This window comes from Anaeromassilibacillus sp. An200 (assembly GCF_002160025.1).
GTDB classification, from domain to species: Bacteria; Bacillota; Clostridia; order Oscillospirales; family Acutalibacteraceae; genus Caccousia; species Caccousia stercoris.
In genome coordinates this window covers 104105-121636 of record NZ_NFJU01000005.1, presented here as the reverse complement: position 1 = coordinate 121636, position 17532 = coordinate 104105, and the positions used below count along the sequence as shown (strand labels likewise).

Below are 17532 nucleotides of genomic sequence, written 5' to 3'. Positions count from 1 at the left end.
GATAAGAAAAATGAGCAGCATCCTCAACAAAATAGACAAAAAGTGATAAAAAAGTGATTTTTCCGCCAATACCTATAGAAAAATGCGAAAAAGGAGACGATTCTTTCCCAAAAGAAAGGATCGTCTCCTTTTTTTATGTCAAAAAGATTTATGCGATGCAGGCAGAGCGTTTTGTTATTTACCGAAGCGGTACAATCCGGAAAAAACGCTTTGCTCTTTTCAGCAGCCTTCTTTTTCTATCAGCCAGACGCGCATTTCACCTGCTCCGCGGTTGCCCCAGGCGAAGTACGGCACAGCGCGCAGAGCGGCGGTTTCCTCCTTCGGCGGTTCCTCGCTGTAAAGAGCGGGGCCGGAGGTGACGCGCACGCCGGAAAGGGTGAGGGCCGTCATGCCGTCAAGCTTTTCCTCGATGCAGGTTTCCTCACGGATCGCCGCGCCGCGCGGAATGCGCAGGGCGGACAGCTTCGTGCCGTTGTCCTTTTCCTCGAAACAGTAAACGATGGGGCCTCTTGCGAGAGCCACACAGCCTGCGTCGGCCCGCACGTTCGTGTTGGCATACAGCTTTCTCGGCTCAAGCTTCAAGGTCAGCTCCACCACGTCGCCTGCTTTCCAGGCACGGTGCAGATAGGCGTAGCCATCGCGCAGTTCCGGCTGCTCCTGTCCGTTCACATGCAGCGACCAGTTCTTGCACCAGCCCGGAATATGGATGGCAAAGGTAAATTCCTTATCCGCTTCCATGGTGTATTGGATGTTCCCCTGCCACGGATAGGAGGATTTGCAGGAGATGACCGCACCGTTGCGGAAGGAGACCTTGCCGCCAAGATAGGTATGGGCATAGACGGTGTCCTCATTTTCTCCCCAGGCATACTGTCCGATGGAGGTTGCGAGACGCGCCACGTTCGGCGGGCAGCAGGCGCAGGCATACCAGCCGGGACGCTCCGGCAGAGCGTGCTTGTATTCCGGCAGCTTGCCGGATACGCCGGGAACGACCTCCAGCGGGTTGACGTAGAAGAAGCGGCGGCCGTCCAGCTGCATGCCGCTGAGGATGCCGTTGTACAGCTCCTTTTCGAGGATGTCCGCGTATTCGCCCTTCGGCTCGATCTCCATCATGCGGCGGGCGAAGAAAGCCATTGCAACGGAGGCGCAGGTCTCCGCGTATACCAGATCGTTCGGCAGCTCGTAGTCCACGGAAAAGGCTTCGCCGTGTACCGTGGAGCCGATGCCGCCCGTGACATACATCCGGCAGTCCACAATGTTTCTCCACAAGCGCTTGCATGCCTCATACATTTCCTCGTCGCCTGTCTCGGAGGCATAGTCCGCCATGGCGGTATAGAGGTAGGCCGCGCGCACGGCATGGCCAACGGCTTTGTCCTGCTGCTTGACGGGCGCGTGGTTCTGGGCATATTCGCGATCGTCCGGGTTCATCCCCCAGTGCTCCCAGTCCCGCTTTGCCCTTTCTTCCTTGAAATAGTTCGGTTCCGTGCCGCGCTCCTCCAGGAAATAGCCCGCTGTGTCGAGATATTTTTTCTCGCCGGTGATACGGTACAGGCGGACCAGAGCCATCTCGATCTCCTCGTGGCCCGGGATGCCGCGCAGCTTATCCTTGCCGAAACGGCTGCAAATCAGATCTGCGTTCCTGCGCATGATATCGAGCAGCTCCGTCTTGCCGGTTGCCTCATACCAACCCACAGCGGCTTCCAGCATATGGCCCGCGCAGTACAGCTCATGGCATTCCTGAAGGTTCTGCCATTTATGCTCCGGCTCCTTGGCGGTGAAGTAGGTGTTGAGGTAACCGTCCGGCTCCTGCGCGCGTCCCACAAGGGCGATCAGATCCAGCGCCTCGCGCTCCAGCTTCTCGTCGGGATGGATGACAAGGGAATAGGCCACAGCTTCGAGCCATTTGGCCACATCGCTGTCCTGAAATACCATGCCATAGAATTCGCCCTTCTGTTCCCCCGCGGCGATCCGGAAGTTTTCGATTGCGTGGCTCTTTTCCACGCCGGGGACCGCGTCCTCGAGAATCTGCTTCTGGTAGGGGATGACTACATCCGTCACCAGATTCTGTACCTTGGACCAGAAAGGATCGGAAATGGATACCCTTGTAAGGTCAACGGAGGGAAGCTGCTTTTTTATCATGGGTTTTCTCTCCTTTTCTTTTCATCGTAAACACGAAGCCCACTCAATCCGGCTTTGCCAGCTTCCACAGGAAGCTGCCGTGCGCGGGGATGACCGCTTCTCCGGGAGCTGTTCCCAGATCGCGGCGGGCCCACAGGTCGCGCGCTGCGGCGCCTGTTTTTTGCAGATCCCCCAGCGGCAGGGGGAAGGACTTTTCTTCCTCCGAGAGGTTAAAGCCGGCCAGATACAGCCCGCCGTCGGGAGCGTCGCTGGCCCACAGGCGGAAGTCCTCCGTCTTTTCGAGCAGGCGCGGGTTTGCGCCCTGCTGATTGACGGCGATCACTTCGTCGTTTGTCAGAAGCGCAAGTGTCCATTCATCGTTCTGGGGCAGATCGCCGCCCACCATCAGAGGGGAACGGAACACGCTCCACAGCGTCATCATGGTGCGCTGTTCGTCTTTGGTGAAATTCGTCATGCGCGGGTTGCGGAAGCCAATGCCGATTTTGCCCAGCGGGAGCATATCGCAATCCGGCCAGCTGCCGGGGCCGACATGGGACTGCCACAGCTCGCAGCGGAAGAACATGTGCTTGAGGGGTTCCCATTTGTCCCAGAAATCGTCCGTCATGCGCCACATGTTGGCATAGGTTTTCAGGTGCCAAGCTTCTTCAATGACAGCGGGGCCGGGGGAAAGGCTCAGCACCATATCGCGGCCGCAGTTCTGGATGGCTTTGGCGATCATCTCCACCTCACGGCTTGCGGAGTAGAGATTGTCGATGTAAAGGTTGGTGTTGCAGATATCATCCACCTTCACAAAGTCCACACCCCAGGAGGCATAAAGCTGGAAAATGGAATCATAATAGGCCTGCGCGCCGGGTTTCGACGCGTCCACGCCGTACATGTCGCCGTTCCATTTGGAGATGGAGAACGGGCTGGCGATTTTTTCCGCCGTTACCTCTGTCCCAAGGACAGGCATATGGGCATGCACCGCCTGACGCGGAATGCCGCGCATGATATGGATGCCGAATTTCAGCCCCATCGCGTGGATTTCATCCGCGATCGGCCCGAAGCCCTTGCCGCCCGCGCTGCTTGGGAAGCGGTTTTCCGCCGGGATCTGACGGCCGTACTCATCCAGGCACAGCGTCGCGAAGGGGCGGTATTCGCCTTCCTCCGTTCCGGCCAGCGGCTCCGACCACTGAATGTCGCACACAACGTACTGCCAGCCGTGATCCTTGAGATGGTCGCGCATATAGCGCGCGTTTGCCATGAGCTGATCTTCCGTCACGTTGGCTGCGAAGCAGTCCCAGCTGTTCCACCCCATCGGAGGTGTTTGGGCAACCTTGTTGGATTTGATGAACATGATAAAACTCCTTCCCTATTTGAGTGGGGATGCGTTTCCCCAATATGGTATTTGTGCTCTGATCCATACAAGTGAGCTTTATCTCCATTATAAATTCATCAAATATTTTCATCAATATGGAATTTATGAAGAATACAAAGGATTTTTGAATTTTTGTTATAGTTTCTTGAAAATAAATTTCATTCTTTCTTCCTAAAAACGTGTGAAACGGCTTACACAGTATGGGAGGACAGCTGGGCTGAAAATTCTTCAAAGTCAGGGATAGGGATCCGTGCGCCGTTCTGCGTGGCCGAAAGATGGGCGCAGATTCCTACAGCAGTCCAATAAGCGCTGGTGACCGCATCCGTTTCCGGTTTTCTGTTTTCCAAAATACTGGACAGGAACTCATGTACCATGTGGGGATGGGAACCGTGGTGGCTGCCTCCCTGTTGGATGGAATTATGGGGGTGTTTGGGATCCAGAATGGTGCAATGACGGGTATATTCCTGAATTTCTTTTGGCAAGAGCTCTTCCATATTTTCACAGTGTGCGTCATAGGTATGAATTCTGCGCCCGCGGGAGCCCATGTTGGTGCAGTCCTTTCCTTCCTGGAATACACTGATGCGCGGAGGTTCGTTTTCCACGTTCCACTCAAAAGAGGCTCGATCGGACAGAATCGTAAAGCCTTCCACATATTCGTGCGCTGTTTCAAAAAGCGAACGGGTCAAATCGGCGACATACGGCTGATCCCGGAACTGGACGGTGGCTGTTTCAATTGGATACGGATTGCCGTATTTTTCCTGAAGCCTGGGATCCATCTTTCCGGAACCGAGACAGATCACACTTTCCGGAATGCCTTTGCTCAGATAGAGCAGGGGAGAGACGGCATGAGTGGCGTAGTGCATGGGCGGAAGCCCTGTCCAGTACGCAGGCCAGCCGTCCATATCCTGGAAGTAGATCCCCCTCATATATTGGATGTTTTGGAATTCTCCTTTCTCCAGCATCTTTTTGGCATAGAAGCATTGAAAGGTGTAAATGGAGGTTTCCATCATCATATATTGTTTGCCGCTTTCCGCCTGTGCGCGGATGATATCAAAAAGCTCCTCCAGGCTGACTCCCATGGGGACGGTGCAGGCGCAGTGCTTTCCGGCGCGCAGGGCCTTTACCGTCAGCTCGTGGTGGGAAGGGATCCCGGTGACAATGTGAACCGCGTCCAAATCGGTTTGAAGCATTTGGTCGTAGTCCGTAAACAGTTCGTCATAACCGAATACGCTGGCGTATTCAGACAGGAGGGCCGCATCCTGTTCGCATAACACAACCTTTTCAACCGCGGGGTGTGCCTTGTAGATTTCAGCAAATTCACCGCCAAACCGCAGGCCCACAATACCAATTTTTAGTTTTTTCAAAAGACATTCTCCTATCTTTTTGCTGCATCATGCTTTCATGCCAGTCAGTGCAATTCCTTCAATCAAATATCTCTGACCAATGACTATTACGATCTCAACTATGGAAAAAACTGTGTTGCCATGAGCGCCCAGTGTGAAAATAAGGAAGCAGCTATGAAGTTCATAGACGCTTTCTACGATGAGAAAATCAGTATGCAGGTCGTTTTTGGAGGAATGAACGATGTGGATGGCTGCGTGAAAGACAATGGGGACGGTACTTATGAGGTTTTGCCGCCTGCGGATCCTTCCATGGATCCCGGTACCTGGAGATGGACCAATGCAATGTCCGATTTCGGTCCCTATTATCTTTCCGCTGATTTCCCGCTGACCGTGGGCGTGGATCTGCTGGCAGCTGTGGAGGAAAAGGAAGTATACAACGAAGTGTTTGACAATCTGGAAACCGGGGATATCTATCCTCAGGCTTTTATGAAGTACAGTGAAGCGGACACCAATACACTGGCTATGAATCAGGCCAATATCGATAATTTGACGGATCAGACCTGGTCCGCGTGGGTGACGGATTCCTCCAGGGATATCGACGCAGAGTGGGATGCTTATGTGCAGTCTGTGTATGATTCCGGGCTGTCGCAGAATCTCACAATCCGGCAAACCGCATTTGATAACTATTTGGCAAGCATGGGCTGACGCCATTCATTTTACAGAAAAAGGAGAATCGAAAATGAAAAGGAAATCTGTTCTGACCACTATGCTGGCGTGTGCACTGCTCGCCTCGTGTCTGACTGCCTGCGCCAATGAGAATACGGCATCTACGGCGGAAAGCACCGCAAACGGTTCCTCGGCAGCGGATACCAGCGGGGAGGGAGGAGACTCCGGAGAGATTGTGAAGCTGACAGCCCTGTTTAACAAACATTCTCTGACGAAGGATGTCAATGAAATGCAGTGGCTGACCGATCTGGAAGCTGACTGCAATGTGGATGTGGAATGGCAGCAAATATCGGCTGACTGGGATCAGAAGAAAAGCGCGATGTTTGCCAGCGGGGAGATTCCGGATCTTCTCTTTAACGCGACAGCGGATTCCGATTATATTCAGTACTATGGGCTGTTTGAAGATCTGAAACCATGGATTGAACAGTATGCCCCCAATTTGCAGGCCATGTTCGAGGAGGTACCGGAGACAGAGATCCTGTGCACCACATTGGAAGGGAAAATTTTTGGAACGCCTAAATATCAAAGCGTATGGCCCAAAACGAACGGCACTATTTTTATCAATCAAACCTGGCTGGACAACGTGAATATGGAGATCCCGACGACGTGGGAGGAGCTCAAGGAGGTTCTGATCGCTTTTAAAGAGCAGGATGCCAACGGAAACGGTGACCCCAATGATGAAATCCCGATGGATTTTAACGGCGGCTTTAACAGTCCTTACGGTTTATCTCAGTTTTTGGGAAGCACCGGCTTACAGTTGTCGAGCAACTATCCAGGCGGCTATTTCGCCGAGGATGGCGAAGTGAAAAACTATTACATTGACGAACGGTTCAAGAGGACCGTCAAGTTCGCGCAGGAGCTGTGGAGTCTCGGCCTGATCAACGAGGAAGCCATCACACAGGATTATTCCAAATTCCAGTCCTTGGCACGCGGCGAAGGAACGACCGCTAAGGTTGGGTTTACCTGGGGAGCGGAAGGCGGAGATCGGTTTGGCCTGGAGCTGGCGGATCAGTATGTTTCCATTCCGCAGCTGAAGGAGGATTCCAGTACAGAAAAAGTGTGCTTCTCCTATGATTTTTACGACATCAACTATGGCGGAAACCGCATTGCGATGAGTGCGAATTGCCAGAATAAGGAAGCGGCTATGAAGTTCATCGACGGTTTCTATGATGAAAAGGTGAGCATTGAAGTGCTCTTCGGCGGTATGAATGAGGCCGACGGCTGCGTGCGCGACAATGGACCAATTTATATCCGCGATGGGCTGGATCTCAAGCTGGGCACCGATATGCAGGCGATGAATGAGGAAAAAGCCGTTTACGATCCGCTCTATGAAAATCTGGAAACGAATGATATCTATCCACAGCTTTTCATGAAGTATAACGAGACGGATACCAACACATTGGCCATGAACCAGGCCAACATTGATAATTTGACTGACCAGACCTGGTCCGCTTGGGTCACCGATTCTTCCAGGGACATTGATGCGGAGTGGGATGCCTACGTACAGTCTGTTTTGGATTCCGGCCTGTCTCAAAATCTTGAGATTCGTCAGGCTGCCTACGATACCTATCTGGAAACCATGGCTTAATTGGCACACGGGAAGAAGGGGATGCCGGTTGCAGCATCCCCTTCTTTGCTGAAAGGAGAGGTGATCTATGAAACAGGCAAGCACAGCCGCAGCGGCTGCGCCCCGAAAAAGAATCAGTCTCTGGAAAACGTTTGCCCGCGACTGGCAGCTTTGGGTGATGATTTTGCCGGCGGCTCTTTATATCCTGATTTTTTGTTATGGTCCCATGTATGGCTTGCAGCTGGCATTTCGGGACTATAATTTCAGCAAGGGGATTACGGGCGGCGACTGGGTCGGGTTCAAATACTTTATACAGTATTTTCAGAGTCCAATGTTTTTTCCCACCATTCGCGATACTTTTGTTATCGCATTCTTTTCCCTGATCTGTGGCTTTCCTATTCCCATTATCCTTGCGATTGCGATCAACGCCGTCAAGGGCGCGCGTTGGAAACGGACTGTTCAGACAGTTGTTTATCTGCCTTATTTTATCTCTACGGTTGTCCTTGTGGCGATGCTCCAAATCCTGCTTTCCCCCACGACGGGAGTGCTGAGCAATGCGCTTCGCACAGTCGGGCTGGTGGGAGAAAAGACAAACCTTCTGGGAGATCCCTCCGCTTTTGTTCCGGTCTATGTGATCTCCGGTATCTGGCAGAGCGCCGGCTGGAACAGTATCATTTTCATTGCGGCTCTTGCCGCCGTGGACGGTCAGCTTTATGATGCCGCTAAAGTGGATGGAGCAAACCGGTGGCAGCAGGTGTGGCATGTGGAGCTTCCCGCCATTCTTCCCACGATTATCATTCTTTTGATTATGAATATGGGAGGCATTTTGAGCGTTGGCTTTGAAAAAACCTACCTGATGCAGAATTCTATGAACAAAGGGGTATCGGAGGTTATTTCTACTTATGTATATAATGTAGGCCTGAAGTCCAGTCAATTCAGCTTCGGTTCGGCGGTTGGCCTGTTTAATACCGTTGTGAATTTTGTATTTCTGGTGCTGGCAAACCAGATCTCCAGGCGCGTTGCCAATATCAGCTTGGTGTAAAGGGGGGAACAATATGACCGCAGCAAAAGCATTGGAAAAGCCGGCGCTTCGCTCCACAAGCGGAGCCGATCTTTCTTTCCGCATTGTGGTGGGCGTCATCACCTTTTTTTCCTTCCTGATCGTTGCCTACCCCATGTATTTTATCGTAATAGCTTCCTTCAGTGATTCCACTTTAGTCAATCAGGGGCAGGTGATTTTGTGGCCAAAAGGCGTGAGCCTGTACGGTTATGAACAGATTTTCCAGCGCGAAGATATTTGGAGAGGTTATCTGAATACCATTATGTACTCGTTCTTTGGTACGGCCCTGAACCTGGCCGTCACGCTTCCGGCAGCGTATGTTTTGTCCCGTAAAGGGTTTGCGGCGCGCCGCATTATCATGAAGCTGTTTGTTTTTACCATGTATTTTAATGGCGGTATGATCCCGACTTATATGTTGATCAAGGATGTTGGTTTGCTGGATTGTCCGCTTGTGATGATTCTTTATGGAGCAGTGAACGTTTACAATCTGATTATCACCCGTACCTTCTTTGAGACGTCAATTCCTGACGAACTCTATGAGGCGGCAACACTGGACGGCTGCTCCCATTTTCGGTATTTTGGCACAATTGTGCTTCCGCTGTCAAAGGCGGTGATTGCAGTTATTATGCTGTATTATCTTGTGGGCCATTGGAATGATTTCTTTACCGCGTTGCTGTATCTGAACAGCGATGCCTATCAGCCCTTGCAAATCGTTCTGCGCAACCTGCTGCTGCTCAACCAGGCGATGGCTGGTACCACTGGAGTGGGAGGCGGCGCCTATGCACAGCAGTATGCCGATCAAATCAAGTTCGGTGTGATCATCGTATCGACTGTCCCGGTTCTGTGTGTCTATCCCTTCATTCAGAAGTATTTCGAGAAAGGTGTCATGATCGGAGCGGTCAAAGGATAAGAAAAGGCGATGGTTCGGTTTCCCTGATAAAACATAAAACAGCTCTGTTCCCGAAAAAGCGGGGACAGAGCTGTTTTCGATCTAACATTCGGATTTATGGTTCGATCCTGCGTAAGATCCGCATGGAATTGGAGGAGGAAAAGCGATAAGCAAAAAAAGAGACCGGATATTTCCGGTCTCTTTTTGGTGGACGATATAGGACTCGAACCTATGACCCTTCGCACGTCAAGCGAATGCTCTAGCCAGCTGAGCTAATCGTCCATATCTTGCATTTTTTGTGCGCTCTCTCGAGTGCTTGATTATTATACCCTATCATCTTCAAAAATGCAAGCGTTTTTTTCAGAAAATTTGAAAAAATTTTCTGCGCCAAAATTCTGGCGGGAAAACGGGCGTCATCCTTCTTCCTGTGCCCGGATTTTTTCTTCCAGATCGTGAAGATAAATCCAGCGCTCTGTTTTTTCTTCAAGCGCACGGTCGGCTTCCTCTTTTTCGCGGGACAGCTCCTGCAAGCGGCCATAATCGCTTGCGGCCTGCTCCATTTCCCGAAGGAGGGCAGCACATTTTTCTTCCAGCTCCGCCACCTCATCGTCGATCGTCTCAAATTCGCGCTGTTCGCGGAAGGTGAATTTCAGCTTCTGCGCGGTGCGGCGGCGTTCCTGTTTCGGGCGCGGCGTTTCCGCGCGATCGGCGGTAGGATCGGGGCGGGCGGCGAGATAATCGCTGTATCCGCCGAGGTATTGCCGCAGCGTGCCGTCCTCCTCAAAGGCAAATGTGTGGGCCGCGACGCGGTCCATAAAATACCGGTCGTGGGAGACGGCTATCACCGCGCCGGGGAAAGCGTCCAGATAATCTTCCAAAATGGCGAGCGTTTCCACATCCAGATCGTTTGTCGGCTCGTCGAGGAACAGGACGTTCGGGGCCTGCATGAGGACGTTGAGCAGCTGCAAGCGGCGGCGCTCACCTCCCGACAGGCGGCCGATGGTGGTGTATTGCAGGGCGGCGGGGAAAAGGAAGCGCTCAAGCATCTGGGAGGCGGAAACGGTTCCTTCGGGCGTCTCGATGCGCTCGGCGGTGTCGCGGATGAAATCAATCACGCGCTGCGACGGATTCAGCTCCTGCCCCTCCTGGCTGAAAAAGCCGATCCGCACTGTTTCGCCGCAGACAACCTTGCCTTCGTCCGGGGCCAGGCGGCCTGCCAGAACACGCAGAAGCGTACTCTTGCCGCAGCCGTTGGGGCCAATGACGCCGAGCCGGTCACGGCGTGCCAGCAGATAGGAAAAGTCATGAAACAGGCTTCTGCCGTCATACGATTTTCCGATGGCCTCTGCTTCAATGACCTTTTTGCCGAGACGGCTGGAGAGGGCGGAGAGCGTCAGCGTTTCCTCCTGCTCCTGCACGGGCTGGCTGCTGAGCTCCTCAAAGCGGTTGATGCGGAACTGCGCCTTCGTACCGCGGGCGCGCGCGCCGCGCTGGATCCAGGCCAATTCCTTTTTCAGCAGGGCCTGCCGTTTGCGTTCGCTTGCGGCCTGCATTTCCTCGCGCTGGGCTTTGAGTTCGAGATATTTGGAGTAATTTGCGGGATACTGATAGAGGGAACCGTTCTGCAATTCCACAATGCGGTTGGAGATCCGCTCGAGAAAATACCGATCGTGCGTGATCATGACGACGGCCCCGTTGAATTTTGCGAGAAAGTCCTCGAGCCACAGGACGGTGTCCATATCGATGTGGTTCGTCGGTTCGTCCAGAATGAGCAGGCGGGCGTGTCCCGCGAGAGCGGCGGCGAGCGCCGCACGCTTCTTCTGGCCGCCGGAAAGCTGGGAGACATCCTGATCCAGATCGCGCAGGCCAAGGCGCGTCAGCAGCGCGCGGCATTCGTATTCCGCCGAGTCTCCCGAAGCGGCGTGCAGCATGGTCTGCCGCAGGACGGACAGTCCCTGGGTGAACTCCGGATTCTGCGGCAGATAAGCTGTGCGCAGTCCTGTCATGCGCGTGACGCTGCCGCTGTCCGGTGTTTCGAGACCGGCCAGGATTTTGAGCAGGGTGGATTTTCCTGTCCCGTTGACGCCGATCAGGCCGATCCGATCGCCCTCGTTGACCGTGAGAGATACGTTTTCAAGCAGCGTTTTCTCGCTGTAGCTTTTGCTGATGGCTTCCGCCGTGAGATAAACCGTCATGTGTCTGCGCCCGCCTTTCCACTTTTCCGCGCGTTGCGTTTCGCGCGGCGCTTTCCTATTGTACACGATCCGGCGCGGAAAAGCAAAGGCGTTTCGGAAAGGCTTCGCCCTTGAAAACGGGATCGGATGCGCCTATAATGAAAGCATCACGACTTGCCGGAAGGAGGCTTTTTTATGTCGGTTGGTCTTGTGCTCGAGGGTGGAGGAACCCGCGGCGCCTACACAAGCGGCGTGCTGGACGTTTTGCTGGAGGAAGGGATTTCCTTTCCGAGCGTCTATGGGATTTCCGCGGGAGCGTGCAACGCGGTCAGCTTTCTGGCAGGCCAGTATAAGCGCAACTATGAGATTTTCTACAACTATATCCGCGACGAGCGGTATCTGAGCGTGACCAGTCTGTATAAGACGGGAGCGATTTTCGGCTTTGACTTTATTTTTGGGGAGCTGTTTCACAAGCTGGTTCCCCTTGATTATGATGCCCTGTTTTCCTCGCCGGTTCGCCTGCGCACAGGCGCGACCGATCTGAAAACGGGCCAGGTGGTCTTTTTTGACAAGGAGGAGATGGACGACATGCTCGTCCCGGTGCGCGCGTCGAGTTCGCTGCCGTTTGTTTCCCCGATCGTCTCCTACAAGGGGTATGAGCTGCTGGACGGCGGTTGTGCGATGCCAATTCCGCTCGAACAGTCGATGGTGGACGGCAACCGCCGGAATGTGGTTGTGCTCACGCGCGATCCTGCCTACCGCAAAACGCCGAAATCGGATTTTCCGCGCGCCGTGCTCCGTGTAAAATACGGCGATTATCCGAATTTTGTCCAGACAATGCTGGACCGCAGCCAGATTTACAACAGTGAGATCGAGCTGTGCCGTGTGGAGGAACGGCTGGGCAACGCCGTCGTTGTGCGCCCGCGCACCCCCCTGCTGGTGAGCCGGTATGAGAAGGATCCCGAACGGCTCAAAGCAATCTATGAGCTGGGCTGCGAGGACTGCCGTGCCAAGCTTCCGCAAATTCGTGCCATTCTGGCACGTGACGCACAGGAAAGCGGCGCATCCTTTGCGCATACATAACCAGAAAACAAGAGGAGGGGGAGTGCCCGTGGAGCGTGAAGAGCTTTTGAACGTTGCGACGCAGGCAGGAAGTTTGCTGCTGTGCAGCGGTGCGGAGATTTACCGTGTGGAGGAATCCATGACACGGATTTTCGAAGCGTATGGCGTCCGGGACAGCAACATCTTTGCCATCCCAAGCTGCATCTATGTCACCATCAACACGCCCGGCGGTGCTCCCATTACCCGCGTCAAACGGATTTTGAACCGGCAGACAAATCTGGATCGCGTTGACAAAGCCAACGATGTGTGCCGGCGTATCTGCCGGGAATGCCCCTCGTTTGAAAAAGCGCGCGAGATGCTCGCGCAGGTGGAGGCGCGTCCGGTTTACGGACTTGGCGCCCAGCTTGCGGCGGCTCCGCTGGTGGGCTTTTTCTTTTGCCTGTTTTTTGGGGGAAGCTTTGAGGACGGTCTGTGGGCGGCTCTGTGCAGCGCTGTGATGCGTCTGCTGCTGTATGGGCTGGAGCGGCTGCGGGTCAACGCTTTTTTCTGCAACCTGTTCGGCGGGGCGGTATCGGGTTTCATCACGCTTGGAGCCGTCACGCTTGGGTTTGCCGTCAACACCGACAAGATCATCATCGGTGCGCTGATGAATCTGGTGCCGGGGATCGTGATCACCACCTTCATGCGCGACATGATGGCGGGAGATGTGGTCGCGGGGCTGATCCGTTTTTGCGAAAGCCTGCTGGTGGCCACGGCGATCGCGCTCGGTGTGGGCGTTTCGCTCATGCTGCCGCGTTTGATTTTCGGTGTGTAGAGGGGGTGCCGCGATGGAATATTTGCCGTGTTTTTATGCGTTTGGATGCTGTATGGCCTTTTGCGTCGCGCTGCATGTGCGCGGCGCGGCCATGTTCTGGACGTCGCTTGGCGGAGCGCTGGGCTGGTTTGTCTATGTGCTCTGCGCGCCGCTGCAAAACGACATCCTGCAATACTTTTTCGGCACGCTGGCGCTTGCCGTTTACGCGGAGGTGATGGCGCGCGTGCGCCGTTCTCCGGCCACGGGATATCTGCATGTCGCGCTTCTTCCCATGGTGCCGGGAGGCGGCATCTATTACACGATGGAATACGGCATCGCCGGGAACACGGAAATGTTTCTGGAAACGGGGATGCACACGCTGGGAATCGCGGGGGCGCTGGCGCTCGGAATCCTGGTGGTGTCAACGCTTGCGCGGATCGTGGCTCTTGTGGCGGAGGAACGTCGGGAGCGCCGCGCGGGGCGCGCAGGATGACCGAATTCTTTGCACCGTTTTTGACAAATTCTTCAAAAATATGACTTTATAAAAAGAAGGCAATATGATAAAATAGGGAGCAGAAAAAGGGAGATGCGGGGGGATTTTTGCGCCCGCGCCGCAAATTGGCCGCAAGGCCGGAAACGGGGGAAATTATGTCTGACGTAATTCGCGTATTTGTGGAGAAGAAACCGGGCTTCGATGTGGAGGCCCAGCACATCCGGGCGGATCTGGTGGAGAATCTTGGCATGAAGTCCGTCACGGACGTGAAGCTGCTCAACCGCTACGATATTTCCGGGATGAGCGCGGAGGAATTCGCGCAGGCGCGGGACACTATTTTCTCGGAGCCGAATGTGGACAATGTCTATGAGGAAACCTACGAAGCGCCCGCGGGATACCGCGTATTTGCCATGGAATACCTGCCCGGCCAGTACGATCAGCGCGCGGACTCTGCGGCCCAGTGCGTCCAGTTCCTCACGCAGGGCGAGCGCCCGCAGGTGGCCACGGCGCGCGTGGTAGCGATCGGCGGCGGCGTCAGCGACGCGGAGTTGGAAAAGATCGAGCAGTATATGGTTAACCCCGTGGAGAGCCGCCTGGCTTCCCTGGAAAAGCCGGAGGCGCTTGGCCTGCAAGCCGATGTTCCCGCCGACGTGGCGCGGATCACCGGCTTCATCTCCTGGAACGATGCGGAGATGGATGCGTTCTATGGACGCATGGGCTTTGCCATGAGCCGTGAGGATCTGTTCTTCTGTCGCGATTATTTCCGCGACAGCGAGCACCGCGATCCCACTGTGACGGAGCTGCGCGTGATCGACACCTACTGGAGCGATCACTGCCGCCACACCACCTTCTCGACGCGCCTGACGGATATCGAGGTGGAGAAGAGCCCTGTTTCCGCCGCTATTGAGGAGGCTCTGCGCCATTACTTCACGGTGCGCGACGAAGTGTACGGCCAGACGGATCGTCCCGTCTCCCTGATGGATATGGCTGTCATCGGCACGAAGGTGCTCAAGCGCCGCGGCCTTGTGCCGGATCTCGACGAGAGCGATGAGATCAACGCCTGCTCGATCCAGGTACCGGTTACGATCGACGGCAAAACCGAGGATTGGCTGGTTCAGTTCAAGAATGAAACGCACAACCACCCGACGGAGATTGAGCCGTTCGGCGGCGCGGCGACATGCCTTGGCGGCGCGATCCGCGATCCGCTGTCCGGCCGCGCTTACGTCTACCAGGCCATGCGTGTGACCGGCTCCGGCGATCCGCGCGTCCCGGTCGAAAAGACGCTGCACGGTAAGCTTCCCAGCCGCAAGATCACCACGGGTGCGGCCCACGGCTACAGCTCCTATGGCAACCAGATCGGCCTTGCCACCGGCCAGGTCACGGAGCTGTACGATCCCGGTTATGTCGCGAAGCGTCTGGAGATCGGCGCGGTGATCGGCGCGTCCCCGAAGGCGAATGTGGTGCGTCTCGAGCCCGCTCCGGGCGACGTGATTGTCCTGCTCGGCGGCGCGACAGGCCGCGACGGCATCGGCGGCGCAACCGGTTCCTCGAAGGCACACACGGAGAAGTCCGTGGAGGTCTGCGGCGCGGAGGTGCAGAAGGGCAATCCGCCCACCGAGCGCAAGATCCAGCGCCTGTTCCGTGATCCCGCTGTTTCCACGCTCATTAAGCGCTGCAACGATTTCGGCGCGGGCGGCGTCAGCGTTGCAATCGGCGAGCTGGCCCCCGGCCTGGATATCGATCTCGATAAGGTTCCGAAGAAATACGAGGGCCTCGACGGCACCGAGCTGGCCATTTCCGAGAGCCAGGAGCGTATGGCCGTCGTCCTTGCCCCGCAGGACGTGGAGGCCTTCTGTGCCGCCGCCGCGCGCGAAAACCTCGACGCTACGGTGGTAGCCGTCGTGAAGGCGGATCCCCGTCTCGATATGACATGGCGCGGCGATCGTGTTGTGAGCCTGGCGCGTTCCTTCCTCGATACGAACGGCGTGACCCAGAACGCGAAGGTGGAGATTGCCGCCGTTGACCCGGAGAAGAATTACCGGACGATGGTTCCCGCCGATCTGGCCGGCAAGAGCACGGCGCAGGCGTTCCGCGAGAACCTGTCCCGTCTCGAGGTCTGCTGCCAGAAGGGTCTGGCCGAGCGCTTTGACGCATCCATCGGCGCGGCGACCGTCAATATGCCGTTTGGCGGCAAATACCAGCTTACCCCGGAGGAGGCCATGGCTGCGAAGCTGCCGGTGCGCCATGGCGTCACCGACGACGCGACCGCGATGAGCTTCGGCTACATTCCCGGCGTGTCCCGCTTCTCGCCCTTCCACGGCGCGGCCTGGGCTGTGGTGGAGAGCTTGTCGAAGCTGTGCGCCATCGGCGCCGATCCGCTCAAGGCCCGTCTGACCTTCCAGGAGTATTTCGAGCGCATGACCGGCGATCCGAAGCGCTGGGGCAAGCCTGCCGCCGCGCTGCTCGGCGCGCTGGAAGCCCAGCTCGGCCTGGGCCTGCCCGCCATCGGCGGCAAGGACTCCATGAGCGGCACCTTTGAGACGCTCGACGTGCCGCCGACGCTGGTGAGTTTTGCCGTCACGATGACGAAGGCCAGCAAGACGCGTTCCGCCGCCTTCACAAAGGGCGGTTCCAAGGTGTGGCTGCTGCCCCTGCCGGAAAACCGTGAGACCCTTCTGCCCGACTGGGAAAAGGTCAAGGAATTCTACCGCACCGTTCTCGGCCTGATGGAGAACAGCGCGATCGGCGCGGTCTCCGTGGTGAAGGAGGGCGGCGCTGCCGCTGCCGCTGCGCGGATGTGCTTCGGCAATAAGATCGGCTTTGCGTTCGCGGATTGCAGCGAGACTGAGCTGTTTGCCCCGCTGTCCGGTTCTCTCGTGGTGGAAGCGTCCAGCGATCTGCCGGAGAGCCTTGGCGCGATCCTCCTCGGCGAGACGAAGGAGGAGCCGGAGGTGACGATCGGCGGCGAGACGATGGCGATCGACGATCTGCTGCGCCTGTGGATGGAGCCGCTGGAGAAGGTGTTCCCGAACTACGCGCCCGAGGTTCCCGTGGAGCGTGATGTGCCGCTCTTCACGGAGCGCAGTCAGAAGGCCCCGGCGATCAAGGCCGCGAAGCCGCGCGTCTTTATCCCGGTGTTCCCCGGCACGAACTGTGAATACGACACGGCGCGCGCCTTTGAGAAGGCGGGGGCCGAGACGGAGATCCTGGTCGTGCGCAACCTCTCCGCCGCCGCGATCGAGGAGACGATCGCACGCATGGAGGAGGCCGTGCGCCGCGCCCAGATCGTGATGCTGCCCGGCGGCTTCTCCGGCGGCGACGAGCCGGACGGCTCCGGCAAATTCATCGCCACCACCTTCCGCAGCCCGCGCATTGCGGACGCTGTGGCGGAGCTGCTGGAAAAGCGTGACGGCCTGATGCTCGGCATCTGCAACGGCTTCCAGGCGCTGATCAAGCTGGGCCTTGTGCCGTACGGCAAGATCACCCGTCCAAGCGAGGCTGCCCCGACGCTGACCTTCAACACTCTGGGCCGCCATGTTTCCCGCATGACCTATACCCGTGTCACCAGCGTGAAGTCGCCGTGGTTCGCGGGCGTGAACGCGGGCGACGTGTTCGCGGTGCCGGTGTCGCACGGCGAGGGCCGCTTTGTGGCAAGCCCCGAGGTTCTGGATACCCTGATCGCCAACGGCCAGATCGCCACGCAGTATGTGACGCCCTGCGGCAAAGTCAGCGGTTCGATCGAGTGGAACCCGAACGGCTCGGTCTGCGCGATTGAGGGCATCACCAGCGCGGACGGCCGCGTCCTGGGCAAGATGGGCCACACAGAGCGCAAGGGCGATCATCTGTATGCCAACGTTCCCGGCGAAAAGGATCCGCTTCTGTTCGAGTCCGGCGTGCGGTATTTCAAATAATGTGTTTCTGATCCTGTTTAC

General features: G+C 56.2%; 12 protein-coding genes and 1 tRNA gene. 8 read left to right on the top strand and 5 right to left on the bottom strand.

Features of this window, described 5'->3' with window-relative positions; all coding sequences use genetic code 11:
• Positions 1-219: 219 nt before the first annotated feature.
• The 3 genes from B5F35_RS04260 to B5F35_RS04245 form a co-directional block, all read right to left on the bottom strand.
• Positions 220-2136, bottom strand: coding sequence for a glycoside hydrolase family 127 protein (locus B5F35_RS04260; protein ID WP_087238388.1), 1917 nt, complete (start codon positions 2134-2136; stop codon positions 220-222).
• A 43-nt stretch (positions 2137-2179) separates the two neighbouring features.
• Positions 2180-3472, bottom strand: coding sequence for a glycoside hydrolase family 27 protein (locus B5F35_RS04255; RefSeq protein WP_206424006.1), 1293 nt, complete (start codon positions 3470-3472; stop codon positions 2180-2182).
• Between the two features lie 212 nt (positions 3473-3684).
• On the bottom strand, positions 3685-4857 hold the full coding sequence (locus B5F35_RS04245; protein ID WP_206424005.1) for a Gfo/Idh/MocA family protein: 1173 nt from the start codon (positions 4855-4857) through the stop codon (positions 3685-3687).
• Positions 4858-5010: 153 nt separating this feature from the next.
• Here B5F35_RS04245 and B5F35_RS04240 point away from each other — a divergent pair, with 153 nt between their 5' ends.
• The 4 genes from B5F35_RS04240 to B5F35_RS04225 all read left to right on the top strand — a co-directional run bounded on the left by B5F35_RS04240 (position 5011) and on the right by B5F35_RS04225 (position 9099).
• Positions 5011-5541, top strand: coding sequence for a type 2 periplasmic-binding domain-containing protein (locus B5F35_RS04240; RefSeq protein ID WP_087238383.1), 531 nt, complete (start codon positions 5011-5013; stop codon positions 5539-5541).
• Positions 5542-5575: 34 nt separating this feature from the next.
• Positions 5576-7150, top strand: a complete 1575-nt coding sequence (locus B5F35_RS04235; RefSeq protein ID WP_087238381.1) for an extracellular solute-binding protein — start codon at positions 5576-5578, stop codon at positions 7148-7150.
• A 67-nt stretch (positions 7151-7217) separates the two neighbouring features.
• The gene (locus B5F35_RS04230; RefSeq protein WP_087238379.1) at positions 7218-8171 is read left to right on the top strand and encodes an ABC transporter permease; all 954 of its coding nucleotides are present in this window, start codon (positions 7218-7220) and stop codon (positions 8169-8171) included.
• A 13-nt stretch (positions 8172-8184) separates the two neighbouring features.
• Entirely contained in the window at positions 8185-9099 is a 915-nt protein-coding gene (locus tag B5F35_RS04225; protein ID WP_087238377.1) for a carbohydrate ABC transporter permease, read from the top strand.
• Positions 9100-9283: 184 nt separating this feature from the next.
• On the opposite strand, the gene B5F35_RS04220 is transcribed toward B5F35_RS04225, so the two are convergent.
• Together B5F35_RS04220 and B5F35_RS04215 are read right to left on the bottom strand one after the other, a co-directional pair.
• Positions 9284-9360, bottom strand: a tRNA-Val gene (locus B5F35_RS04220).
• Positions 9361-9491: 131 nt separating this feature from the next.
• Entirely contained in the window at positions 9492-11273 is a 1782-nt protein-coding gene (locus B5F35_RS04215) for an ABC-F family ATP-binding cassette domain-containing protein (protein ID WP_087238375.1), read from the bottom strand.
• A 174-nt stretch (positions 11274-11447) separates the two neighbouring features.
• Here B5F35_RS04215 and B5F35_RS04210 point away from each other — a divergent pair, with 174 nt between their 5' ends.
• From B5F35_RS04210 to B5F35_RS04195, 4 genes are all read left to right on the top strand, one after another.
• Positions 11448-12335: a patatin-like phospholipase family protein gene (locus B5F35_RS04210; protein WP_087238374.1), complete on the top strand. Its 888-nt coding sequence runs from the start codon at positions 11448-11450 to the stop codon at positions 12333-12335.
• A gap of 28 nt (positions 12336-12363) precedes the next feature.
• On the top strand, positions 12364-13128 hold the full coding sequence (locus tag B5F35_RS04205) for a threonine/serine exporter family protein (RefSeq protein ID WP_162611325.1): 765 nt from the start codon (positions 12364-12366) through the stop codon (positions 13126-13128).
• A gap of 13 nt (positions 13129-13141) precedes the next feature.
• Positions 13142-13600, top strand: coding sequence for a threonine/serine exporter family protein (locus B5F35_RS04200; RefSeq protein WP_087238370.1), 459 nt, complete (start codon positions 13142-13144; stop codon positions 13598-13600).
• 155 nt (positions 13601-13755) lie between these two features.
• Positions 13756-17511, top strand: a complete 3756-nt coding sequence (locus tag B5F35_RS04195) for a phosphoribosylformylglycinamidine synthase (protein ID WP_087238427.1) — start codon at positions 13756-13758, stop codon at positions 17509-17511.
• The last annotated feature ends 21 nt before the right edge of the window (positions 17512-17532 follow it).